The organism is Burkholderia sp. YHN3-13 (genome assembly GCF_055810675.1).
This window is the reverse complement of sequence record NZ_JBVVNQ010000023.1, coordinates 82,176-104,842: the sequence shown is the minus strand read 5'-3', so window position 1 is coordinate 104,842 and position 22,667 is coordinate 82,176. Positions and strand designations below refer to the sequence as shown.

Sequence of the window (22,667 nt, the reverse complement as noted above, 5' to 3'; positions counted from 1 at the left end):
CCCCCCCCTCCCCCCCCCTCCCCCCCCCCCCGCTGCCGATCAGCCCCGTCACGACGATGCCGACGCCCGGCCCCGCGTAGATCACCCCGCTCCATTCGGGTGCGTGCAGTTCGGCCAGGCGCCGCAATCCCCACTGCGACACGAACACGAACGTCCACGCGCTGACGACGCCCGCGACGAAGCGCACCGCGAGCCACACGGGCAGCAGGTGGCCGACACTCATCGCGGCGGTCAGCAGCACGGTGGCCGCGAGCCCGAAGCGGACCATCCGCGCGGGCGCGATGCGCAGCGCCGCGCAACTGACCGCGCCGACGAAGTAACCCGCGTAGTTCGCCGACGCGAGCCAGCTGCCGGCTTTCAGGCCGATCGAGCCGTCCGCGAGCATCAGCGGCAACAGCGGCGTGAACGCGAAACGGCCGACGCCGAGCACGACCGCGAGGCCGACCATGCACGCCCGCGCGGCCGCGCGGGCAAGGCGGTCGGCCTGGTCGGACGAAAGGACGCCGGCAGCGGCGGGCGAGGCATCGAAGCGGGACATGGCGGCAACGGCCGGCACTGAGCGCGCCGGCCGGATCGGAAACCGGAATGCGGCCATCGTAGCTTGACCAAACGTTCTTGAAAAATGAATAATCAAGAATCGACTCATCCCTCGGAGAGAATCATGGACCTGGCCGCGCTGGCGATTTTCCGGGCGGTCGTGCGCGAGAACGGCGTGACGCGCGCGGCGGCCAAGCTCAATCGCGTGCAGTCGAACGTCACCACGCGCATCAAGCAGCTCGAGGAAGAACTCGGCGCCGCGCTGTTCGTGCGCGACGGACGCCGGCTCGTGCTGACGCCGGCCGGGCAGACGCTGCTGCCGTATGCGGAGCGCCTGCTCGCGCTCGCCGACGAGGCGCGCGACGCGGTGCGCGAGGACACGCCGCGCGGCCGGCTGCGGCTCGGCACGATGGAAAGCACGGCCGCGAGCCGACTGCCGGCTCTCCTCGCGCGCTATCACCACGCGTGGCCCGACGTGTCGCTCGAACTGGTGACGGGCACGACGGGCTGGCTGATCGACCGGGTGCGCGACTTCGAGATCGATGCCGCGCTGTTCGCGCGCCCGCCCGAACCGGGCGGGCTGCCCGACACGTTCGAGACGGTGCCGGTCTTCCGCGAGGATCTCGTGCTGCTGACGCCGCGCGGCCATCCGCCGGTGCGCACGCCGCGCGACGTGATCCTGCCGACGCTGATCGCGTTCGAGCGCGGCTGCGCGTACCGCAAGTACGTCGAGCAATGGTATGCGGCGCACGGCATGAAGCCCGCGCGCGTGCTCGAACTCGGCTCGTACCATGCGATCGTCGCGTGCGTCGCGGCCGGCGCTGGCGTCGCGGTCGCGCCGCGTTCGGTGCTCGACCTGCAGCCGGAAACCGGCAACATCGCCGCGCACACGATTCCCGAACTCGAAGGCATCGACACGCTGCTCGCGTGGCGACAGGGTTATGCGTCGGCGGCGCTCGCCGCGCTGCGCGATGCGCTCGCCGAGGCCGCGCGGCCGCCCGGCGACGCGACGAAGTCGCCGGCGATCGTGACGGCCTGACCGGTGCGCGCGTCGCCGCATCGATCGACGTGCGCAAACGAAACGACCCGACCGGCATCCGCCGATCGAGTCGTTGTTTCATTCACGCGATGCCGTCAGCGCAACGGCATCGCACCGGTCGCATGACGATCAGAGCCGCTCTTCGACCCAGCCCTTCACGCCGGCCAGCGCGCCCGGCAGGTTCGCCGGCTCGGTGCCGCCCGCCTGCGCCATGTCCGGACGGCCGCCGCCCTTGCCGCCGACCTGCTGCGCGACGAAGTTCACGAGTTCGCCGGCCTTGACCTTCTTGCTCGCGTCCGGCGTGACGCCCGCGATCAGGCTGACCTTGCCGCCTTCGACAGCCGCCAGCACGATCGCCGCGCTCTTCAGCTTGTCCTTCAGCTTGTCGACCGTTTCGCGCAGCGTCTTCGCGTCGGCGCCGTCGAGCGTCGCGGCCAGCACGTACACGCCGCCGACTTCGACGGCCTGCTGTGCGAGCTCGTCGCCCTGGCTCGATGCGAGCTTCGACTTCAGCGCGCCCAGCTCCTTCTCGAGCGACTTCACCTGGTCCTGCACCTGCGCGATGCGCTGCGTGAGTTCCGACGGCTGCGCCTTCAGCGCGGCCGCCGCTTCGTTCACGCGCGCGTCGAGCTCCTGCACGTAGCGCACCGCGTTGTCGCCGGTGATTGCCTCGACGCGGCGGATGCCGGCCGCGACGCCGCCTTCGACGACGATCTTGAAGAGCCCGATGTCGCCGGTGCGGTGCACGTGCGTGCCGCCGCAGAGTTCGCGCGAGAAACCGAGATCGAGCACGCGCACTTCATCGCCGTACTTCTCGCCGAACAGCGCCATCGCGCCGCCCTTCACCGCTTCGTCGTACGGCATCACGCGCACGATGCCCGGCGCGTTGGCCAGGATCTCGTTGTTGACGATCTGCTCGACGCGACGGATTTCGTCGTCGGTCATCGGCGCGTTGTGCGCGAAGTCGAAGCGGGTCTTTTCCGCGTCGACCAGCGAACCCTTCTGCTGCACGTGCGCGCCGAGCACTTCGCGCAGCGCCTTGTGCATCAGGTGGGTGGCCGAGTGGTTGCGCTGCGTGCGGGCACGGCGATGCGCGTCGATTTCCGCGCGCAGCACGTCGCCGACCTTCAGCGTGCCCTGCTCCAGCGTGCCGTGATGGCCGATCACGTCGGCCTGCACCTTCAGCGTGTCGGCCACCGCGAAGCGCGTCGCGGCGTTCGCGAGCACGCCCTGGTCGCCGACCTGGCCGCCCGATTCCGCGTAGAACGGCGTGTGGTCGAGCACGACGACCGCATCCTGGCCGGCCTTCACTTCGTTGACGGCCGAACCGTCGACGTACAGCGCGACGACCTTCGCGTCGTCGAACGCGATGTCCTCGTAGCCGTGGAACGTGGTTTTCGCGCCCGAGTATTCGAGGCCCTGCGCGGCCTTGAACTTGCCGGCCGCGCGCGCCTGTTCGCGCTGGCGCGCCATCGCGTCGTCGAATGCCGGCTCGTCGACCGTCATCCCGCGCTCGCGGCACACGTCGGCCGTGAGGTCGAGCGGGAAGCCGTAGGTGTCGTGCAGCTTGAACGCGAGTTCGCCGTCGAGCACCTTGCCGCCCTTCGCCTCGACGTCGGCCAGCGCCGCCTCGAGGATCGACATGCCGTGCTCGATGGTCTCGAAGAAGCGCTCTTCTTCCTGGCGCAGCACGTCGGTCACGCGCTGCTCGGCTTCCTTCAGCTCCGGATACGCGACGCCCATCTCGGCGACGAGGTCGGCCACCAGCTTGTGGAAGAACGAGCCCTTGCGGCCGAGCTTGTAGCCGTGGCGGATCGCGCGGCGCACGATCCGGCGCAGCACGTAGCCGCGGCCTTCGTTGCCGGGGATCACGCCGTCGACGATCAGGAACGAGCATGCGCGGATGTGATCGGCGATCACCTTCAGCGAGTTGTTCGTGAGGTCGCTGATCTCGGTCACGCGCGCGGCGGCCTTGATCAGGTTCTGGAACAGGTCGATCTCGTAGTTGCTGTGCACGTGCTGCAGCACGGCGGCGAGACGCTCGAGGCCCATGCCGGTGTCGACCGACTGCTTCGGCAGGCGCGTCATGTTGCCCTGCGCGTCGCGGTTGAACTGCATGAACACGAGGTTCCAGATCTCGATGTAGCGGTCGCCGTCTTCTTCGGGCGACCCCGGCGGGCCGCCCCACACGTCCGGGCCGTGGTCGTAGAAGATTTCGGTGCACGGGCCGCACGGGCCGGTGTCGCCCATCGTCCAGAAGTTGTCCGACGCGTAGCGCGCGCCCTTGTTGTCGCCGATGCGGATGATGCGCTCGGTCGGCACGCCGACTTCCTTCGCCCAGATGTCGTACGCCTCGTCGTCTTCCTGGTAGACGGTGACCCACAGCTTGTCCTTCGGCAGCTGGTAGACCGTGGTCAGCAGCTCCCACGCGAACTTGATCGCGTCGTGCTTGAAGTAGTCGCCGAACGAGAAGTTGCCGAGCATCTCGAAGAACGTGTGGTGGCGCGCCGTGTAGCCGACGTTCTCGAGGTCGTTGTGCTTGCCGCCCGCGCGGACGCTGCGCTGCGCCGTCGTGGCGCGCGAGTACGGGCGCGGGTCCGTGCCGAGGAAGACGTCCTTGAACTGGACCATGCCCGAGTTCGTGAACATCAGCGTGGGGTCGTTACCGGGCACGAGGCTCGACGAGCGGACGATCGTATGGCCCTTCGATTCGAAGAATTTGAGGAATTTCTCGCGGATTTCGGCAGCTTTCATGGCGTGCGGGGACAGTCTGGCAAAGACGGCTTCAAAACGCCGGCGCCCTTGACGGGCGCGCGACGGCATGGATTCGGAAACGATCGATTATACGGGATCGGGGCCGGCTTCCGGGCAAAGCGCCGGCAAAGCGGCTCGGCCATCCGGACGGCCCGGCTGGGCCACCCGCGCGGCCGATTCGCCTTAAGATGCTCGGCATGCCAATCGGCCTTGCCCGACAAGGCAGGCCAGCCATGAAAGGAGACGATTCGACGATGGGTGCCCTGAGCCATATCCGCGTGCTGGACCTCACCCGCGTGCTCGCGGGCCCGTGGTGCGCGCAGACCCTTGCCGATTTCGGCGCGGACGTGATCAAGGTCGAGCGCCCGGGCGCCGGCGACGACACGCGCCACTGGGGGCCGCCGTACCTGAAGGACGCGGACGGCGCGGATACCGCCGAGGCCGCGTACTACCTCGCGGCGAACCGCAACAAGCGCTCGGTGACGATCGACATCGCGACGCCCGAAGGCCAGCAGATCGTGCGCGAGCTCGCCGCGCAAAGCGACGTCGTGCTCGAGAACTACAAGGTCGGCCAGTTGAAGAAATACGGGCTCGATTACGCGTCGCTGCGCGCGGTGAAGCCCGATCTCGTCTACTGCTCGGTCACCGGCTTCGGCCAGACGGGCCCGTACGCGCACCGCGCGGGCTACGACTTCATCGTGCAGGGGATCGGCGGCTTCATGAGCATCACCGGCGAGCGCGACGGCGAGCCGGGCGGCGGCCCGCAAAAGGCCGGCGTCGCGATCGCCGATCTCGCGACGGGCCTTTATTCGACGATCGCGGTGCTCGCCGCGCTCGCGCACCGCGACCGCACCGGCGAAGGCCAGTACATCGACATGGCGCTGCTCGACGTGCAGGTCGCGCTGCTCGCGAACATGAACACCAACTTCCTCGCGAGCGGCAAGCCGCCGGTGCGCTGGGGCAACGCGCATCCGAACATCGTGCCGTACCAGACGTTCCAGACGCGCGACGGCTGGATTATCGTCGCTGTCGGCAACGACGGGCAGTTCCGCAAATTCGTCGAGGCCGGCGGCCGGCCCGAGCTGGCCGACGACGAGCGCTTCGCGACGAACCCGTCGCGCGTGCGCCACCGCGACACGCTGGTGCCGATCCTCGCGGAGATGGTGAAGGCGCGCGGCAAGGCCGACTGGATCGCCGTGCTCGAAGCGGCCGGCGTGCCGTGCGGCCCGATCAACGATCTCGACGAGGTGTTCGACAACGAGCAGGTGGTCGCGCGCGGGATGCAGGTATCGCTGCCGCACCCGTGCGGCGCGGACGTGAAGCTCGTGCGCAACCCGATCCGGATGAGCGCGACGCCGCCCGACGCGCGCACGGCCCCGCCGCTGCTCGGCGCGCAGACCGACGACGTGCTGCGCGAGATGCTCGGCTACGACGACGCGCGGATCGCCGCGTTGAAGGCGAAGCAGGCGATCTGACGCGCCGGGCTCGCGCGGCGGCGGCTCGCCCGCCTACCGCGCGAGCGCGTCGAGCCAGCCGCGGGCGGCCGGCCAGTCGCCGAGCCCGCTGTCCGCGTTGAGGTGGCCGCGCGGGCCGATGTCACGGAATTCGCTGCCCCACGCATGCGCGCAGCCGCGCGCGAACGCGAGCGACCCGTACGGATCGTCGCTGCTCGCGACGACGCAGGTCGGAAACGGCAGCCGCTCGCGCGGCACCGGGCCGAAGCCGTGCGCGTCGGCCGGAAACGCCGGTCCGGCGGGATCGGGCAACGCGACCAGCAGCGCGCCGCGCACTTTCGCGAGCGCGGCCGGACGCGCATAGCGCGTCGCCCACCACGCGGCGGTCAGCGTGCCGAGGCTGTGGGCGGCGATCACCACGGGCCCGCGCGCGGCTTGGACCGCGCGGTCGAGCGCGAGACACCAGCCGTTGCGGAACGCGCGGTCCCAGTCGGGCATCGCGACACGCGAAAAGCGCGCATCGGCACGCTCCCAGCGGCTCTGCCAGTGAAGCGGGCCGGAATTGCCGTAGCCCGGCAAGACGAAAACGAAGGGGTCGCTCATGGCGGGGTTCGTCGACGAATGGAATCGTGTGGTGGCGTCGACGAAGTGTCGCATACCCTCCTCTCCCTGATGCTGCCTGTCAAAAAACCGGAGGATGTGCGTGAGGAGCGAGCGGGCCGCGACGTCGATTCAGGTCGACGTCACGGCCGTCCTGCGTTCAGCGGACGCCAGCGCCGACCAGGCCGCCTGCCGCCGCACCGGCGACCGTGCCGACCGGGCCGCCCGTGATCAGGTAACCGAGTGCGCCGCCCGCGGCCGCGCCGATCCCGGCATTACGCTGCGTATGCGTCATCGCGCATGCGCCGAGTTGCGACAGGGCCGCGACGATCACCGCGGTACGAACGAGAAAAGTGGTCTTCTTCATCATGGTTATTGGCTTCCTCCCGCCAGGCAAAAAATACGAATGGCGGCGTTGAATCGGTAAAGCCATCATAGGAAAACCCGAACGGCGCGGGCAATCCGATTTACGTCGTGTTACAGCCGACACACACTCGATATATTGCGGCGCGCATCGCGCACGCAGGGTACCGGACCCGCGACCCGCGCGGGACGGACCCCGGTCAGGTAGAATTACAGGATTAAACCGGCGCGACGCGCCGACACAACCTGACGCCAACCGCATGAGCACCGAACGCAACGACGCCCCCGCGGCTTCCAATTTCATCCGTAACATCATCGACGACGACAACCGCACCGGCAAATGGGGCGGACGCGTCGAGACGCGCTTCCCGCCCGAGCCGAACGGCTATCTGCACATCGGCCATGCGAAGAGCATCTGCCTGAACTTCAGCGTCGCGCGCGACTACGGCGGCGTGTGCCACCTGCGCTTCGACGACACGAACCCGGAAAAGGAAAGCGTCGAGTACGTCGATTCGATCGTCGACGCGGTGCGCTGGCTCGGTTTCGACTGGCGCAAGGACGCGGTCGATCATCAGTATTTCGCGAGCGACTACTACGACAAGCTGTACGAGTTCGCCGAGCTGCTGATCAAGCGCGGCAAGGCGTATGTCGACAGCCAGAGCGCCGACGAAATGCGCGCGAACCGCGGCTCGCTGACGGAAGGCGGCAAGCCGTCGCCGTTCCGCGACCGCACGCCGGAGGAAAACCTCGACCTGTTCCGCCGCATGAAGGCCGGCGAGTTCAAGGAAGGCGAGCACGTGCTGCGCGCGAAGATCGACATGGCTTCGCCGAACATGAACATGCGCGATCCGGTGATCTACCGGATCCGCTACGCGCACCACTACCGCACCGGCGACGCCTGGTGCGTGTATCCGATGTACGACTACACGCACTGCATCTCGGATGCGCTCGAAGGCATCACGCATTCGCTGTGCACGCTCGAATTCGAGGATCACCGCCCGCTGTACGACTGGGTGCTGAACGAACTCGCGGAAGCCGGCGTGTTCACGCGTCCGCTGCCGCAACAGATCGAATTCTCGCGCCTGAACCTCACGTACGCGATCACCAGCAAGCGCAAGCTGCTGCAGCTCGTCACCGAAGGCCACGTCGACGGCTGGGACGACCCACGGATGCCGACGATCGTCGGCGTGCGCCGTCGCGGCTTCACGCCGGAGAGCATCCACCTGTTCTGCGAGCGGATCGGCGTGACGAAGATCGATTCGTGGATCGACATGAGCATCTTCGAAGGCGCGCTGCGCGACGACCTCGACGACAAGGCCGCGCGTACGGTCGCGGTGCTCGATCCGCTGAAGCTCGTGATCGACAACTATCCGGAAGACCTCGAGGAAGCGTGCACGGCGCCCGTGCATCCGCACCACCCGGACCGCGGCGTGCGCACGTTCCCGATCTCGCGCGAGCTGTGGATCGAGCGCGAGGATTTCGTCGAGAACCCGCCGAAGGGCTATTTCCGCCTGTTCCCGGGCAACAAGGTGCGCCTGCGCTACGGCTACGTGATCGAATGCACGGGCTTCGACAAGGACGCCGACGGCAACGTGACGGCCGTGCACTGCAACTACTTCCCGGACAGCAAGTCGGGCACCGAAGGCGCGAACACGTACAAGGTCAAGGGCAACATCCACTGGGTCAGCGCGAAGCATGCGCAGCCGGCCGAAGTGCGGATCTACGACCGCCTGTTCAAGGAGCCGCATCCGGACGCGGGCGGCGCGAACTTCCTCGAGGCGCTGAACCCCGATTCGAAGAAGATCGTGCAGGCTTATCTGGAGCCCGGTAACGGCGACATCGCGCCGGAAACGCGCCTGCAGTTCGAGCGTCACGGCTACTTCGTTGCCGACCGTGTCGATTCGAAACCGGGCAAGCCGGTGTTCAACCGGATCGTCGGGCTGCGCGACAGCTGGGGCAAGCCGGCCTGACGGCCTGCTCGGCGCGCGGCGGCGGCTTCGGGCGCCGCCCTCGCGTCACCCCAAAAAAAACCGGCCCAAGTGCCGGTTTTTTTGCGCGCATCGAAACGGCACGCCGCGGCGGGAGCCGCCGCACACGCTCATGCGCCCGCCAACCGCCGATGCAGGTCCGCCAGCGACAGCTTCGTGCGAAACAGCCGCGCGAGGCTGCGGCTCGCATATGCGTCGACGTCGCCCGGCGCGGTCCAGCGGTACGCATCCATCTCGGGAATCATCGAGCCGTCGCGACGGCTCGGGAACAGCGACGTGCACGTGCAGTGCGCGGGATCGATCTCGCCTGCGGCCACCCGCACCGCGAACAGGTGCAGATCCTTGTCGTGACGATAGGAAAACCGGCCGAGATCGAGCAGCCGCGCCGGCGCGAGCTCGATGCCGGTTTCCTCGAGCAGCTCGCGCAGCGCGGCGTCGGCCGGCGTCTCGCCGGGCTCGCCCTGCCCCTTCGGGATGTCCCAGTGCGTGGTATCCGTCGCGTGCGCGAGGAACACGCGGCCGGCCGCATCGAGAATCACGACGCCGCACGACACCGTGCGCGGCGCGCCGCCCCGCTTCATCGCGCGTGTGCTCAGCGCTTCTGCAACTGCCACTTGCCCGTGGCCGTCTTGCAGTAGACGGGCTTGAGCGTCATCGTCTGGCCCTTCGCGGTGATGTCGGTGGTGATTTCGCGGCAGGTCTTGCCGTCCGTCTCGGTCGTGGTCGGCGTGAGCTTCGCGTCGATCTGCGTGCCGCGGCCGCTGCTCTGCCACGTCGTGGTTTCGCCGTCCTTGCCTTCGTCGCGCGCCTGCACGACGGCCTTCGAGAGCGACGCGCGGTCGGCGTTGCTGAAATAGCTGATCGGCGTGTCGTTCAGGAAGCTCAGGTTGTTCTGCGCATGGGCGGGCAGCATCGCGGCTGCGCACGCGGCGCCGGCCAGCACACGCGTGACGACGGAAAGGGATGCGCGCATCGACATGTTTTTCTCCTTGGATGTTCGATCGAACGGCGCGCTGCAGGCCGGCGAACCGGCCCGCAGCGCGCCCGTCAGCGAGCGAGCATAGCATGCGTGCCGGCGGCAGCGCCTTCTAGTGCCCGGCCGGCGCGGCCGTTTGCTGATATCCGTCAGTCAGCGTGCCGAGGAACGCGATCACGTCCTTGATCTCGGCCGCGTTCAGCGCCGGCTGCTCGCCGCGCTTGCGGTCGAACGGCGGCTCGCGGTTGATGTTCGGCCAGTAGCGCTTCGGCAGGTCGTCGTAGATCTGCACCTTGCCGTGCACGACCGGGTAGAACTTCTCCGGATGGATGTCGCGCTCGACGTAGAAGCGCATCACGTCCTCGAGCGTGTGATACACGCCGTTGTGGAAAAACGTCTTGCGCAGCGCGACGTTGCGCAGCGACGGCGTGCGGAACAGCCCGCAGAATTCGTCGCGGCCCTTCAGGTCGGTGCGCTCGGGACCGCACGCGCCGAGATCGTAAAAGCGCGGGTCGCGGTTGACGGGCAGCGCGCGGTTGCGCGGCACCGCGATCGCGATCAGCCCGAAATCGCTGAACTGCGGCGGGCCGCCTTCGAGCGTGCGCTGGCTGATGTGGCAACTCGCGCAGTTGCCCTTCTTCTCGTCGTTGAACAGCTGCAGGCCGTGCAGCTCGGCAGGCGTGAGCCGCGCGCGGCCGGCCAGATACGCGTCGTACTTGCTCGTGTACGGATCGAACAGCGCCGGCTGCTGCTGGAATGCGTCGAGCGCGCGCAGCACGGCATCGAACGTTGCCCGATCGTCGCCGAGGACCTGATCGCCGAACGCCTTGCGGAACGCGTCGGCATACGGCGCGGCGCGAACCGCCTTCGCCACCCGTGCGGGCGAGCTGCTCATCTCGAACGGCGACGTGAGCGGAATGCGCGCCTGCGCGTCGCGCGTGTCGACACGACCGTCCCAGGTCAGGCCGCCGGTCGGACCCGCGTCGATGCTTTCATCGCCTTCGTCCGGCGAATCGTGGAAGTGCTCGCTGAACGGAGGAATGCCGCGCAGGTATTTCAGCGACGGCACCGCGCGAAAACCGCTACGGTGCATGTCGTCGCCGCCGAGCTGCACCGACAACGCGTTCGGCGGCCCGAACGCATGCTCGGCGCTATGGCACGACGCACAGGCGAGCTTGCCGGACCCGGACAGCGACGGATCGAAGAACAGTTGCTTGCCGAGTGCCGTCATCTGCTTCACGCCCTCGAACACCTGCGCGCGCGTCTGCGGCTGGCTGGCTGGCGCGACCGCCGGGCCGGCCGACGCGGCCTGAGCCGCCGGTACGACGGACGCGGCCGACGCGGTCGTGCCGGGCCGCGCATCGCAACCGGCGAGCGCCGCGAGTCCGCCCGCGAGTGCCAGCGCGGCCGCGGCGGAGATCAGCGATCGCGCGGACGCGAGGGATTTCAGAAGGGTGTGCATCGTCGTTGTTCTGGTAGCGGTGGGCGATCGGCCGGAGCTTATGTCAGTTCCATGACCGTTCAATGACGTTCCACCGACAGTCAATTGAAAGCGCGCCTACACCCGGCTGTCAAATCGGTTCCAGATAATGCGCGCTGCCGGGCGGTACCGCGAGGTTCGTGCGCCGGCCCTCCCGCCACCCGGTTCCCACACGCGACCAACGACGAATGAGAGAGAACATCGCATGAAGAAGCACGCCTGGATTCGCTACACGCCGATCGCCCTTGCGGCCGCGCTCAGCCTGACCGCCTGCGGCGGCGACGATGTCACGCAGCAAGGCCTGTCCGCCGTCAAGAACGTCGTCGTGATCTATGCGGAAAACCGCAGCTTCGACAACCTGTACGGCAACTTCCCGGGCGCGAACGGCCTGCAGAACGCGACGGCCGCGAACTCGGTGCAGAAGGATCGCGACGGCTCGACGATGGCGACGCTGCCGAAGATCTGGGGCGGACTGACCGCGACCGGCATCACGCCGGCGGTCACCGAGGCGATGACGGCGAACCTGCCGAACGCGCCGTTCGCGATCGACGACCCGAAGGGCTTCAACCAGTCGATGAGCATCGCCACGCGCGACATCGTGCATCGCTTCTACCAGGACCAGATGCAGATCAACGGCGGCAAGAACGACATGTACGCCGCCTGGACCGACGCGGGCGGCCTGACGATGGGCCACTACACCGCGGATCCGTCGAAGCTGCCGCTGTGGAAGATCGCGCAGCAGTACGTGCTCGCCGACAACTTCTTCATGGGCGCGTTCGGCGGTTCGTTCCTGAACCACCAGTACCTGGTCTGCGCGTGCGCACCGTACTACCCGAACGCCGACAAGAGCCCCGCGGCCGGCAAGATCGCCGTGCTGAATGCCGACGGCAAGTCGCTGAAGGTCGCGACGAACTCGCCGGCCTCCGCGCTGAGCGGCCCGCCGAAGTTCGTCAACGACGGCGCGCTCACGCCCGACTTCTACGGCATCAACACGATGCAGCCGGCGTATCAGCCGAGCGGCAACAAGGCGGCCACGGGCGGCGACCCGTTGCTGGCCGACCCGGCGAATCCGTCGACGATGCCGCCGCAGACGGCGACCAATATCGGCGACCTGATGACCAACGCAGGCGTGTCGTGGGCCTGGTACAGCGGCGCATGGGGCCAGGCGCTGCAGGCGAGCCAGAACGGCACGTCGAACGTGATCTACGGTGCCGATCTGTCGACGCCGAACTTCCAGCCGCACCACCAGCCGTTCAACTACTTCGCGAACCAGGCGCCGGGCACCGCGAGCCGCGCGCAGCACCTGCTCGACGGCGGCGCGAACGGCGCCGAGTTCATCAAGGCGATCGACGCGGGCACGCTGCCGCAGGTCGCGTTCTACAAGCCGCAGGGCAACCTGAACGAACACCCGGGCTACACGGACGTGACCTCCGGCGACCAGCACATCGCCGACGTGATCGCGCACCTGCAGGCCAGCCCGCAGTGGAAGAACATGGTTGTCGTCGTCACGTACGACGAAAACGGCGGCTTCTGGGATCATGCCGCGCCGCCGAGCGCCGACCGCTGGGGCCCGGGTACGCGCATTCCGGCACTGATCGTGTCGCCGTACGCGAAGAAGGGCTTCGTGGACCACACGCAGTACGACACGGGTTCGATCCTGCGCTTCATCACGCGCCGCTTCTCGCTGCCGCGCCTCGCGGGCCTGCAGCAGCGCGACGACGCGCTGAAGGCGAACGGCGGGCAGCCGATGGGCGACCTGACGAACGCGCTCGCGCTGTCGCCGAACCTGTAACGGGCCCGCACCGACCGGGCCGGCGGCGAAGCCGGCCCGAACGCACGAAGGGCGGCCTGCCGGCCGCCCTTCTTTCATGCATCGCGTACCCGCGCGTTACCAGCCGTACTTCAGCTCGACGCCGACGTAGTCGGCGTTGTGCCCGCCCGCCTGCCGGATCGCATCGCCGACCTGGAAATGCACGGCCTCGATCGCGCCGATCAGGTTCGCGGCGATCGTCCAGTCCGCACGCAGCTGCACGTACATCCCCGTCCACAACCCGCCCTTGCCTGCCGTGCCCGGCACGACCGCGTTGCCCTGCTGGTAGACCGCATCGCCGGTCGTCTCGCGCCACTGGAAACCGAGCGCGCCGAGCAACGACAGGTTCGATGACGGCTTCAACGTCACGGACGGCTTCACGTGGATCAGGTTCGAGTAACCCGTGAATCCCGCCAGCGTGAAGTAATAGCCGTTCGGAAACAGCGGGTTGAAGGTGCCGACGCGGCCGTCGTGCGAATGCCGGTCGCCCGACGCCGCATCGACCTGCAGCGCGACGCGCGGCGACCACGGCGCGTCGAGCCGGTAGCCGGCGATCGAGCCGACCGCCCACGCGCGGATCGAACTGTTGCCGACCGTGCCCGTCTGCAGCATCGTCTCGAGATCCCAGTCGAAGCGGCCCTGCGTGCCCGTGTACCGCAGGTCCCACACGTCGCGCCGCTCGGCGCCGCTCGCATCGAGAAAGCGCGCGTTGCTGCGGTTGTAGCGCGACCAGTAGCCGGACAGGTCGCCGGGCCCGACCGACTGCCGCTCGAAGCGCACGCCGCTGAAGGTGAGATCGCGGTTCGACACGTCGTCGAACGCGGACACGGTGCGGTTCTGCACCGGCTGCGTCGCATACCCGATGAAACGCCACTTCCGGTACTCGTAGTCGGCCCACACCGCATCGAACGCCTGCCGCACGTTCGGGCCGTCGCGCGCGGCGATGAAGCGCTGCAGGTCGAACGCCATCTCCTGGCGGCCGACGCGGAACTTGACCGTGCCGCCGCCGAGCGCACCCGTGTAGGTCACGAAGGCCTGTTCGAGATCGAGCGGATTCTTGTCGACCGGCGAAATCGTGTTCTTGCCGAACGCGCGGTCGTCCTGCAACTGCACGAAGAATTGCCAGTGCTGGCCGAGATGCGCATCGGCATGCACTTCGACGCGCTGGATCAGGTACGTGTCCGATTGCGCGGAGCCGATGCCGAACAGCGGTGCATCGTTGGTCTCCAGGCGCTCCCGCAGGTTCACGCCGAGCGACAGATAGGCAGCCGGATCGTTGCCGAGCGGAATGTACTTCAACCCGTCGAGCGGCGCGCGCGGCACGCACGGATTCGCGAGCACCGACCAGTCTTCCTGCCAGCGATTGAACAGCACGGTCGGCCGCTTGGCCGTACAGGTCGATGCGGCGCCGTCGGCGGCCGACGTCGTGGTCGCGGCGGTTGCCGTTTCCGCGCAGGCGGCATCGGCGCCCGCGAGCAGCAAGCCCGCGACGACCGACGCCCGTGCAGCACGATCGAAGCGGCGCGCGCGACGATGCCGTTCCCGCCGCCGGCTCATGCGTGCTCCGGCTTGACGGTGCCGGCCGCTTGCGACGCGCGCAGCGCGAGCAACGCCAGCGCGCAGACGGGCGCGAGCAACGCCGGAAACCCGACGTAGCGGAACCCGAGCGCACCGCATGCCGCGCCGAGCGCGAACGCGACGATCGCCGGCAGCATCTTCGCGAAGCGCGCGCGGGCGGCCGCGCGCACGCTGTCGGCCGTGCCGGCGGACAGGATATCGACGACGTCGAGGATCGCCTGCGTGACGTTGCCGGTCATCACCGTGTTCGGCACGCCGGCGCGCGGGATCACGCGCGGATGCGCGTTCTGCACGCCCATCGCGAACGTGCCGACGATGCCGGCCACGAGCGCCGGCAGGCTGTCGGGCTGCGTGACGGGGGTCGCCCACACGCCGGCCGCGCAGAAGCCGAGCAGCAGCACGGCCTGTACCGCATGCAGCGCACGCGTACCCTGCCAGGCCGGCCGCGCGGACATCGACCGCGCGATCAGGCTGCTCGCGATCACGCCGCACACGAACGCGGGAAACACGCTGAGCTTCAGCACGACACCCTGGCCGAAGCCCGCGATGCCCGCGCCGATCAGCACGAAGTTGCCCGTCACGTGCGCGGTGAACAGCCCGAACAGCGCGACGAAGCTCAGCGTGTCGACGAAGCCGGCCACCGCGGCAAGAATCGTATCCTCGTGCTTCATCGCGCCGCGCCCGCGTGGATCTCGGCGACGTAGCCGCCCGGGAACTGCACGAGCGCCGCATCGCGGCCGTCCGACGTGAACGCCGGCACGAGCACGGTCACGCCCGCGGCCTGCGCCTGCTTCAGCGTCGCGGCGAGATCGCGCACTTCATAGCCGGTCATCTCGCGGCCGAACGGGTAGGGCAAATGGCCGTCGGTGGCGAGCACCGTCATCTTGCCGAAGCCCGATTCGATGCGGATGCGCCGGTACGTGTCGTTCGGCCGGCCGATCTCGACGCCCGGCGCGCGGCGCACGTCGGACACCACCTTGCCGTGCGAGAACGCGACGAAGTCGCGCACGAGCGTGTCGGCGCTTTCCGGCGACACGTACACGCGGTTCTCGGGCACCGTCTCCAGCGCATCGTAGTGCGGCGCTTCCGTATGCCAGTACAGCTGCATGTTCACGCCGCCCGGCCAGCGGACGATCGCGTCGCGGCCGATCGGGTCGGGGAACGTGTCGACCACCACGTCCGCGCCGTGCGCGCGCGCCGACTTCATCGCGACGTCGAGATCGGTGACGAGATAACCGGTGCGCTCCGCGCAGAACGGATACGGAATCGGCGTCTTGAAGCCGAACACCGAGACCGTGCCGACCGGCGTGAGCACGAGCTGCGACATCGTCTGGCTCGGCGTGGGCGTGACCTGGAACACGCCCTGCTTCGACTTCTTGCCGCCGAAGGTCGCGACGAAGCTGTCGGTGAAGCGGTCGAAGTCCTCGGGCGCCACGCACACGTGCGTCGTGTCGTACTGCGGGCCGACGGCCACGGCCGGCGTCGCGCCAGCCTTCGTGACCGGCGTCTTCGCGAATGCGACCGGCGCGACGGCGAGACCGCCCGCGATCATTGCGGCGAGCAACACGGAACGAATGGATTTCATGAAGGGTTTTCCTGGTTGTGTCATCGTCATCGAGTCGTGCGGCCGTCACCGGCCGCGTGCTTCGTATCGGCGAGCAGCGTCGCGAGCACGAGTGCCGCGATCAGTCCGAGATGCTCGAAAAAGCTGTTGAGTGCCATGAAATGCTCGGCGCCCGTGCGGTTCCAGAAATCGTTCGCCACCGCCATCGCGACCAGCGTCAGCATACCGAGGCTGCCGGCACCGAGCCAAGTGAAGCGGTTGAACACCACGCACAGCGAGCCGGCGATCTCGACCGCGATCGCGAGCGCCGCCCACAGCGCGGCCGGGTGCAGGCCGAAATGCGCCTGCTCCGCGACCGCGCCGCCGAAGTCCAGCGCCTTCGCGACGCCGCCGATCAGGTACGCGGACACCAGCGCCAGACGCACGAGCGGCAGGACCCACGGCTGCGCCAGCAGCGCACGGACCCATGCCGGGTTGCCGACGCGGCCCGGGTTGGTCGGGGTCGCCATGTCAGACCGCCCAGCACGAACAGCCGAACGCGCCCCAGAAGCCCTTTGCATCCGAGGTCGGCAACGCGCGGCCCCACGCGCCCGCATGCGCATGCCCATGCACGTTGCACGCGCTCGAACAGCCGCACGCGGCGGCCGCTGCCGCCGCACGCTGCAGCGGTGCACCGTCGCGCTGCGTCGCGCCCCAGCCGCCGTAACCGCCGTACTCGCGCACCGGCGACCAGTCGGGCATCGCGGGCGGAATCGGCGCATCGTGCGACGCGAACGGCCCCGCGCCCCACACGATCCTGCCGCCCACCACCGTCAGCAGCGCGGACGTGTCCACGATATCGTCCTCCGCGCAGGTGAAGAAATCGCGATCCGGGACCATCAGGTCGGCCAGTTGCCCGACCGCGATGCGCCCTTTTTTCCCCTCCTCGTTCGAGAACCACGTCACGTACTCGGTCCACATGCGCAGCGCGGTCTCGCGATCGAGCAGGTTGCGCCGAGGATACATCCGCAACCCGCCGACCGTCTTGCCCGTCACGAGCCACGCGAGCGACACCCACGGGTTGTACGACGCGACGCGCGTCGCGTCGGTGCCGGCCGACACCTTGAGCCCTTTCTCGAGCATCTTCGCGACCGGCGGCGTCGCCTCGGCCGCCTGCGCGCCGTAGCGTTCGACGAAGTATTCGCCCTGGTACGCCATCCGGTGCTGCACCGCGATGCCGCCGCCGAGCGCGGCGATGCGGTCCATCGATCGTTCGGAGACGGTTTCCGCATGATCGAAGAACCAATTGAGTCCGTCGAGCGGAATATCGCGGTTCACCTTCTCGAACACGTCGAGCGCGCGACTGATCGTTTCGTCGTACGTCGCATGCATGCGCCACGGCCAGCGGTTCTGCGCGAGCACGCGCACGACGCCTTCGAGATCGTCTTCCATCTGTGCCGGCAAGTCCGGCCGCGCGACGCGGAAGTCCTCGAAATCGGCGGCGGAGAACACCAGCATCTCGCCCGCGCCGTTGTGGCGGAAATAGTCGGTGCCGTCGTGATACGTGACGCTCTTCGTCCAGTTCACGAAGTCTTCCTTCTCCGCGTTCGGCTTCTGCGTGAACAGGTTGTAGGCGATCCGCACCGTCATCTCGCCCGCGTCGTGCAGCTTGCGGATCACTGCGTAATCGTCGGGATAATTCTGCGAGCCGCCGCCCGCATCGATCACGCCCGTCACGCCGAGCCGGTTCAGCTCGCGCATGAAATGGCGCGTCGAGTTGTACTGGTAGTCGAACGGCAGCTTCGGCCCCTTCGCGAGCGTCGCGTAGAGGATCGTCGCGTTCGGGTTCGCCAGCAGCAGCCCGGTCGGGTTGCCCGCGTCGTCGCGCAGGATCGTGCCGCCCGGCGGCTCGGGCGTGTCCTTCGTATAGCCGACCACCCGCAATGCAGCCGCGTTCAGCAGCGCGCGGTCGTACAGGTGCAGGATGAACACCGGCGTATCGGGCGCCACCGCATTGAGTTCGTCGATCGTCGGCAGGCGCTTCTCCGCGAACTGATGCTCGGTGAAGCCGCCGACCACGCGCACCCACTGCGGCGCGGGCGTGATCGCGACCTGGCGCTTGAGCATCTCCATCGCGACGGCGAGCGAACGCACGCCGTCCCAGCGCAGCTCGAGGTTGTAGTTCAGGCCGCCGCGAATCACGTGCGTGTGGTTGTCGATCAGGCCCGGCAGCACGGTGCGGCCGTCGAGGTCGACGACCTTCGTCGCGCGACCCGCGAGCGGCACGACGTCCGCGTTGCCGCCGACCGCGACGAAGCGGCCGTCCTTGATCGCGACGGCCGTCGCGACCGGGTTCGCACGATCGAGCGTCGTGATGCGCCCGTTGTGCAGGATGAGATCGGGTTGAGTATCGGTTGCGCTCATGAAGTGTCCTCGATGCGGTCAGAAGCCGAGCCAGTGACGAACCGGCGCGATCGCCTGTGCGCCGATCAGCATGCCGCCCAGGCCGACCAGCGCGATCAGCGGCGGTGCCGGCGAGCGCACCTTGATCACGCTGTATACGACGCCGATCAGCACGCCGGCGCCCAACGAAATTAGATAAGATTCCATAACGATTTTTCTCCCGGCCGGATTAGAATCACCTGCATCGCGCGTTCCGCCTTCGCGGCACATCGCATCCGTTTCGCTTCCCTGCCATTCATTCCGACCATGCAACACCTTCCTGATCTCGAAGCCTGGGCCATCTTCGCGCGCGTCGCGGAGACCGGCTCGTTCGCGAAAGCCGCCGACCTGCTCGGCGTGTCGCAGCCGACCGTGTCGAAGGCGATCGCGCGCCTCGAAAAGCGCCTCGGCGCGATGCTGCTGTACCGCACGTCGCGCAAGCTGTCGCTCACGCCGACCGGCGAACTGCTGCGCGACCGCGCGATCCGCCTGCTTGCCGACGCCGAGCTGATCGAGAACGAAGCGTCCGCGCAGGCGCTCGAACCGCACGGCCTCGTTCGCGTGAATGCGCCGATGTCGTTCGGGCTGCGCCACCTGTCGCCGGTGCTGCCCGCATTTCTCGAGCGCTATCCGCGCGTCGACATCGACCTCGTGCTCACCGATCACATCGTCGACATCGTGTCCGGCGGCTTCGACGTCGCCATCCGCATCGCCGAGCTCAACGATTCGTCGCTGCGCTCGCGCCGCCTCTGCGCGGTGCGCCGGCCGCTCGTCGCGGCGCCGGCCTACCTCGACCGGCGCGGCCGCCCCGCGCACCCGCGCGACATCGACCAGCACGTGTGCCTCACCTACACGAACCTGCCGACACCCGAACACTGGCGCTTCCGTCACCCGGCCTCGGGCGAGGAAGTCGGCGTGTCCGTGCACGGACGCATCCGCACCAACAACGCGGACGTGATCCTTCCCGCGCTCGTCGCGGGTCACGGCCTGGCGCTTCAGCCCGAGTTCCTCGTGTGGGAGGCGATGCAGCGCGGCGAACTCGAGGAAGTGATGAGCGACTGGAAGATCGCCGACATCAACGTGAACCTCGTCACGCCGCCCGGCATGCTGCGCGCCGCGCGCGTGACGGTACTGCTCGACTTCCTCGCGGAACACTTCTCGCACGCGCCGTGGGCATTGCCGGCAGCCTGAATGCGTGGCGGCCGATGACAGGCGATCGCCGCATTCCCCGCGGCGATCGCATCCGGCAGCCCGTTACTTCGCCGGCACCGGCGCGAGCGACTCGTGCGGCGTCGCGGTGCGCTGTGCGGCCTTGTGGACCATCGTGTAGGCGTAGTCGACCCCCATCCCGTACGCGCCCGAGTGCTCCTTCACGAGCGCCATCACCGCGTCGTACGTCTCGCGGCGCGCCCAGTCGCGCTGCCACTCGAGCACGACCTGCTGCCACGTAACGGGCACGACACCGGCCTGCACCATCCGCTGCATCGCGAAGTCGTGCGCGGCCTGCGACGTGCCGCCCGACGCGTCGGCCACCATGTAGATCTCGTAGTCGCCTTCGAGCATCGCGCACAGCGCGAACGTCGTATTGCAGACCTCGGTCCACAGGCCCGAGACGATCACCTTCTTGCGGCCGTTCGCGGCCAGCGCATCGCGTACCTTCTGGTCGTCCCACGAGTTCATCGACGTGCGTTCGAGCGTCTTCTGGTTCGGGAACACGTCGAGCAGTTCGGGATAGCTGTAGCCCGAGAAGCTGTCGCTTTCGACCGTCGTGATCGTGGTCGGAATGTCAAAGACCTTCGCGGCCTTCGCGAGCCCGACGACGTTGTTCTTCAGCGTCTGGCGATCGATCGACTGCACGCCGAACGCCATCTGCGGCTGCTGGTCGATGAAGATCAGCTGGCTGTTCTGCGGTGTCAGTACTTCGAGTTTCGGATTGCTCATGGCGCAAGGTGTCCTGTGAACGAAAAAAGGGGGGCCTGCCTCGGCCGTGAAAACGGGAGGAGCCGGAGATGCGTCGGTGCCGGATCGTCATCCGGCCCGAACATTTAATCCGCAAACGCGCGGCGCGAACACCCAAGAAATGGAATCGGTCCGATTCCGCAATCGATGCCCGATCCGGGCGACCCGCCCTTTTTTTCTTCATGTAAACCCGATACGCTTTCAAGACCTTGACGACGCGCGCCGCGCCTTCGTCGGCCATCACGGGATGCCCACCATGAAACCGTATTTCCTGTCACTGCTCGCCGGCATCCTCGCCGGCGTCATCTACGGCGCACTCGGCGTGAACTCGCCGGCGCCGCCGATCATCGCGCTCACCGGCCTGCTCGGCATGCTGGCCGGCGAACAGATCCTGCCGGTCGCGCGCCGGATGCTGTCCGGCCATCGGCTGAACACCGCATGGCGCGACGCACAGTGCAGCCAGCACATGTTCGGCGCGCTGCCGGGCGGCACGACGAACGACCGCAAGCCGTCGTGACGACTCCCTTCCCTGCCGGCCGCGCATGACCAACGTCGAACTGTTCCATTACCTGCTGTTGTTGATCTGCGGTGCGGGCGCGCTCACGTGGCTCGCCGAGCGCATCTCGATTCCACCGGCCGTCGTGCTGCTGCTCGGCGGCTGCGCGATCGCGATCGCCGGCAAGCGCGTGCCCGACATGGACCCGGCGCTGCTGCTCGCGGCCGTGCTGCCGCCGCTGCTGATGTCGAGCGGGTTCTACACCGCGTGGAAGGAGTTCCGGGAGCAACTCGCATCGATCGCGTCGCTCGCGCTCGGCGCGGTGGCGTTCACGACCGTCGCGGTCGCACTCGCCGTGCATGCCGCGAACCCCGATCTGCCCTGGGCCGCGTGCTTCACGCTCGGCGCGATCGTGTCGCCGCCGGACGCGGTCGCCGCGAAGGCGATCCTGCAGCGCCACCCGCTGCCCGCGCGGCTCGTCGCGGTGCTCGAGGGCGAAAGCCTCGTCAACGACGCGTCGGGCCTGCTGCTGTACCAGATGGCCGTCTCGGCCGCGCTCGCCGTGTCGATCACGGCCGCGAGCGCCACCGGCCTGTTCTTCTCGCTCACGCTGATCGGCATCGCGGTCGGCCTCGCCTGCGGCCATGCGATGTGCTGGGTGCTGCCGCGCCTGCGCGATCCGATGCTCGGCATCGTCGTGACCTTCGCGATGGCGTGGGGCAGCTATGGCGTCGCGGAAGCCGTCGACGGCTCGGGCGTGCTGTCGGTCGTCACCTGCGGCCTGGTGCTCGGCGTGCGCCAGCACCGCGTGTTCGACGCCGACATGCGGATCAAGGCAAAGGCGACGTGGGAAGCGATCGTGTTCGTGCTCGACGCGCTCGTGTTCATCCTGATCGGTCTCGCGCTGCACGCGATCCTCGCGCGCGTGAACCACGAAGGCGCGGTGCTGATGGCCGGCCTGCGCGTCGCGCTGCCCGCCACCGCCGCCGCGATCGGCGCGCGCGTCGTGTGGGTATTCGCCGCGATGTGGCTGCCGGGCCGCCTGCGCGCGCCGCGCGCCGGGCATGCGCCGTGGTCGTGGCGCGAGGCCGTCGTGCTCGGCTGGTCGGGCATGCGCGGCGTCGTGAGTCTCGCGGCCGCGGTCGCGCTGCCGGCCAACTTCCCCGGCCGCGACCTGATCCTGTTCAGCACGTTCCTGCTGATCATCGCGACGCTCGTCGTGCAAGGCGGCACGCTTGCGCCGCTGATCCGCGTGCTGAAGCTGCGCCCGGCCGCGCGCCGCACGATGTCCGAGCATGCGGTGCGCGCGCATACCTTCGGCGCGGCGCTCGCCGAGCTCGACGCGCGCGAGCAGCGCGGGTCGGATCTCGAGCGTCCGTCGCTCGACCGCCTGCTCGCCGAATACCGCAACCGCGTCACGTTCAACGAACGCGCGCACCGGCAAGGCGCCGAGCCCGCCGGCGTGCGCACGCGCATGCTGCGCGTGGAGCTCGAACTCGTCGGCGTGTCGCGCGGCGCCCTGCTCGACCTGCACCGCGACGGCAAGGTCGACGACGCGGTGCTGCACCGCATAGAATCGGAGCTCGATTTCGAGGAACTGCGGCTGCAGCGGCTGCTCGAACCGTAACGCCCGGCCGGCCACGCCGCC

21 protein-coding genes are annotated in these 22,667 nt (G+C 68.4%); 7 read left to right on the top strand and 14 right to left on the bottom strand.

Annotated features, from left to right (window positions below):
* On the bottom strand, window positions 1-538 hold a 538-nt coding region (locus tag AC0KUR_RS33225; protein ID WP_473376975.1), incomplete at its 3' end, for a YbfB/YjiJ family MFS transporter.
* Window positions 539-661: 123 nt separating this feature from the next.
* On the opposite strand from AC0KUR_RS33225, the gene AC0KUR_RS33220 reads away from it, so the two are divergent.
* Window positions 662-1,576 carry a LysR family transcriptional regulator gene (locus AC0KUR_RS33220; protein ID WP_343727038.1) on the top strand — a complete coding sequence of 305 codons (915 nt, stop codon included), beginning with the start codon at window positions 662-664 and terminating at the stop codon, window positions 1,574-1,576.
* Window positions 1,577-1,705: 129 nt separating this feature from the next.
* On the opposite strand, the gene alaS is transcribed toward AC0KUR_RS33220, so the two are convergent.
* Window positions 1,706-4,330 (bottom strand): alanine--tRNA ligase, encoded by a 2,625-nt coding sequence (gene alaS / locus AC0KUR_RS33215; protein WP_034191197.1) that lies wholly within the window; start codon window positions 4,328-4,330, stop codon window positions 1,706-1,708.
* A gap of 254 nt (window positions 4,331-4,584) precedes the next feature.
* Between alaS and AC0KUR_RS33210 the strand changes: the two genes are divergently transcribed.
* Entirely contained in the window at window positions 4,585-5,805 is a 1,221-nt protein-coding gene (locus tag AC0KUR_RS33210; RefSeq protein ID WP_059556997.1) for a CaiB/BaiF CoA transferase family protein, read from the top strand.
* Window positions 5,806-5,838: 33 nt separating this feature from the next.
* Here AC0KUR_RS33210 and AC0KUR_RS33205 read toward each other — a convergent pair whose 3' ends face one another.
* Together AC0KUR_RS33205 and AC0KUR_RS33200 are read right to left on the bottom strand one after the other, a co-directional pair.
* Window positions 5,839-6,387 (bottom strand): RBBP9/YdeN family alpha/beta hydrolase, encoded by a 549-nt coding sequence (locus tag AC0KUR_RS33205; protein WP_059556998.1) that lies wholly within the window; start codon window positions 6,385-6,387, stop codon window positions 5,839-5,841.
* 157 nt (window positions 6,388-6,544) lie between these two features.
* Window positions 6,545-6,754 (bottom strand): ornithine acetyltransferase, encoded by a 210-nt coding sequence (locus tag AC0KUR_RS33200; RefSeq protein ID WP_006497729.1) that lies wholly within the window; start codon window positions 6,752-6,754, stop codon window positions 6,545-6,547.
* Window positions 6,755-7,007: 253 nt separating this feature from the next.
* Here AC0KUR_RS33200 and AC0KUR_RS33195 point away from each other — a divergent pair, with 253 nt between their 5' ends.
* Window positions 7,008-8,717: a glutamine--tRNA ligase/YqeY domain fusion protein gene (locus AC0KUR_RS33195; protein ID WP_034191200.1), complete on the top strand. Its 1,710-nt coding sequence runs from the start codon at window positions 7,008-7,010 to the stop codon at window positions 8,715-8,717.
* A 128-nt stretch (window positions 8,718-8,845) separates the two neighbouring features.
* Here the strand turns inward: AC0KUR_RS33195 and AC0KUR_RS33190 are convergent, their stop codons facing one another.
* The 3 genes from AC0KUR_RS33190 to AC0KUR_RS33180 form a co-directional block, all read right to left on the bottom strand.
* A complete protein-coding gene (locus AC0KUR_RS33190) occupies window positions 8,846-9,316 on the bottom strand; it encodes an NUDIX hydrolase (protein WP_049035811.1) in 471 nt (156 codons plus the stop codon).
* A gap of 11 nt (window positions 9,317-9,327) precedes the next feature.
* On the bottom strand, window positions 9,328-9,714 hold the full coding sequence (locus tag AC0KUR_RS33185; protein WP_034191202.1) for a hypothetical protein: 387 nt from the start codon (window positions 9,712-9,714) through the stop codon (window positions 9,328-9,330).
* A 109-nt stretch (window positions 9,715-9,823) separates the two neighbouring features.
* Entirely contained in the window at window positions 9,824-11,173 is a 1,350-nt protein-coding gene (locus tag AC0KUR_RS33180) for a cytochrome-c peroxidase (protein ID WP_069245621.1), read from the bottom strand.
* Window positions 11,174-11,396: 223 nt separating this feature from the next.
* On the opposite strand from AC0KUR_RS33180, the gene AC0KUR_RS33175 reads away from it, so the two are divergent.
* On the top strand, window positions 11,397-12,983 hold the full coding sequence (locus tag AC0KUR_RS33175; protein WP_059557001.1) for an acid phosphatase: 1,587 nt from the start codon (window positions 11,397-11,399) through the stop codon (window positions 12,981-12,983).
* A 96-nt stretch (window positions 12,984-13,079) separates the two neighbouring features.
* Here AC0KUR_RS33175 and AC0KUR_RS33170 read toward each other — a convergent pair whose 3' ends face one another.
* The 6 genes from AC0KUR_RS33170 to AC0KUR_RS33145 are packed head-to-tail and all read right to left on the bottom strand — an operon-like array spanning window position 13,080 to window position 18,732.
* On the bottom strand, window positions 13,080-14,558 hold the full coding sequence (locus tag AC0KUR_RS33170; RefSeq protein ID WP_473376974.1) for an alginate export family protein: 1,479 nt from the start codon (window positions 14,556-14,558) through the stop codon (window positions 13,080-13,082).
* On the bottom strand, window positions 14,555-15,250 hold the full coding sequence (locus tag AC0KUR_RS33165) for a YoaK family protein (RefSeq protein ID WP_034191206.1): 696 nt from the start codon (window positions 15,248-15,250) through the stop codon (window positions 14,555-14,557). Before AC0KUR_RS33165 ends, AC0KUR_RS33170 begins: the two co-directional genes overlap by 4 nt.
* Entirely contained in the window at window positions 15,247-16,164 is a 918-nt protein-coding gene (locus tag AC0KUR_RS33160) for a glyoxalase (RefSeq protein WP_200089531.1), read from the bottom strand. The genes AC0KUR_RS33165 and AC0KUR_RS33160 overlap by 4 nt, the downstream gene beginning before the upstream one ends.
* Before the next feature lie 26 nt (window positions 16,165-16,190).
* Complete coding sequence (locus AC0KUR_RS33155; protein ID WP_034186746.1) at window positions 16,191-16,652, bottom strand: DoxX family protein; 462 nt, start codon at window positions 16,650-16,652, stop codon at window positions 16,191-16,193.
* A 1-nt stretch (window position 16,653) separates the two neighbouring features.
* Complete coding sequence (locus tag AC0KUR_RS33150) at window positions 16,654-18,546, bottom strand: amidohydrolase (protein ID WP_059557005.1); 1,893 nt, start codon at window positions 18,544-18,546, stop codon at window positions 16,654-16,656.
* A gap of 18 nt (window positions 18,547-18,564) precedes the next feature.
* Complete coding sequence (locus AC0KUR_RS33145) at window positions 18,565-18,732, bottom strand: DUF1427 family protein (protein ID WP_034186744.1); 168 nt, start codon at window positions 18,730-18,732, stop codon at window positions 18,565-18,567.
* Window positions 18,733-18,831: 99 nt separating this feature from the next.
* On the opposite strand from AC0KUR_RS33145, the gene AC0KUR_RS33140 reads away from it, so the two are divergent.
* Entirely contained in the window at window positions 18,832-19,755 is a 924-nt protein-coding gene (locus AC0KUR_RS33140) for a LysR family transcriptional regulator (protein ID WP_034186743.1), read from the top strand.
* A gap of 63 nt (window positions 19,756-19,818) precedes the next feature.
* Here AC0KUR_RS33140 and AC0KUR_RS33135 read toward each other — a convergent pair whose 3' ends face one another.
* On the bottom strand, window positions 19,819-20,505 hold the full coding sequence (locus AC0KUR_RS33135; protein ID WP_034186742.1) for a hydrolase: 687 nt from the start codon (window positions 20,503-20,505) through the stop codon (window positions 19,819-19,821).
* Window positions 20,506-20,779: 274 nt separating this feature from the next.
* On the opposite strand from AC0KUR_RS33135, the gene AC0KUR_RS33130 reads away from it, so the two are divergent.
* Both AC0KUR_RS33130 and AC0KUR_RS33125 read left to right on the top strand, forming a co-directional pair.
* Window positions 20,780-21,040 carry a XapX domain-containing protein gene (locus AC0KUR_RS33130; protein WP_034186741.1) on the top strand — a complete coding sequence of 87 codons (261 nt, stop codon included), beginning with the start codon at window positions 20,780-20,782 and terminating at the stop codon, window positions 21,038-21,040.
* Window positions 21,041-21,065: 25 nt separating this feature from the next.
* Window positions 21,066-22,646 carry a cation:proton antiporter gene (locus AC0KUR_RS33125; protein WP_034186740.1) on the top strand — a complete coding sequence of 527 codons (1,581 nt, stop codon included), beginning with the start codon at window positions 21,066-21,068 and terminating at the stop codon, window positions 22,644-22,646.
* Window positions 22,647-22,667 lie beyond the last annotated feature (21 nt).